This is a genomic window from Oxobacter pfennigii, from assembly GCF_001317355.1.
GTDB classification, from domain to species: Bacteria; Bacillota; Clostridia; order Clostridiales; family Oxobacteraceae; genus Oxobacter; species Oxobacter pfennigii.
Window position 1 is genome coordinate 1 of record NZ_LKET01000025.1, and the last position, 790, is coordinate 790.

Annotated in this window: 2 protein-coding genes and 1 pseudogene; 1 reads left to right on the forward strand and 2 read right to left on the reverse strand. The window is 38.2% G+C overall.

The window, feature by feature from the left end; genetic code table 11:
• Positions 1-393, reverse strand: a 393-nt coding sequence (locus tag OXPF_RS23325) for a transposase family protein (RefSeq protein ID WP_160317156.1), incomplete at its 3' end; no start/stop codon positions are given.
• Between OXPF_RS23325 and OXPF_RS22755 the strand changes: the two genes are divergently transcribed.
• On the forward strand, positions 360-509 hold the full coding sequence (locus tag OXPF_RS22755) for a hypothetical protein (protein ID WP_162491030.1): 150 nt from the start codon (positions 360-362) through the stop codon (positions 507-509). The two genes, OXPF_RS23325 and OXPF_RS22755, sit on opposite strands and share 34 nt — an antisense overlap.
• Before the next feature lie 123 nt (positions 510-632).
• Here the strand turns inward: OXPF_RS22755 and OXPF_RS23600 are convergent.
• Positions 633-790: pseudogene (locus OXPF_RS23600) on the reverse strand (ATP-binding protein); the annotation flags it as partial.

Genomic DNA, 790 nt, shown 5'->3' on the forward strand with positions numbered 1-790 from the left:
CTTGCAGATGCGTGAAGCACCTTCGCAACTCGTCTCCAATGCTAGTATGCAAATGAAATCTTCTAGTCGCTCTGTCTTACGGCTATATGAATTAAGGAATCCGTGATACGTTTCAGCAATAGTAACCGCTTCGCATTCTTCATTATCACAGCAATACTCATGAGACGTAATTTCCAATAGAACTCTCTTGCCAAGAATGGGAAGATCTTGGACTTTCCTTACATATGTGCCATGATAATGATTAGATGTTGTATGGCATGCAGGACATTCACAGCTACTAGATTTAGATTTCATTTTGATTATAATTTGATGGTCCTTATTTTCAATATTTGTTATTATGAGAGAATCTTTAGGAAAAAATGATTGAATTTCAAAGGCATTTATGGCTTGCATCAACACACACCACTTTCAAATATGATATATCTATAATATCATTTTTCCCATCGGAAAAACACATTGAACGGATAATTGAGGATGAACCTTCCGGTGAAATTGCCATTCCGGAATAGAGGAAACCACTTGTCCGGGACTGGAAATCGCTTAAAGTAAAATATTCTGGTACGGAGGATCCGCAGTTCCAGTATGGCGTGAGCCATCTATCCGGAACTACTGAACCATCCTTTAATTATTTGTTATTCACTAAGCATTTTATCTAAACCATACACCTCTCGCATTGAAATATCTTTAGTAGGGTCGATGCTTTCGATATTGATTTTGTAAGCATCATGTACAATACGATCCAGTATGGCATCTGTTAATGGGCCATCTGCTCCGCCAAGTTGCTCATACC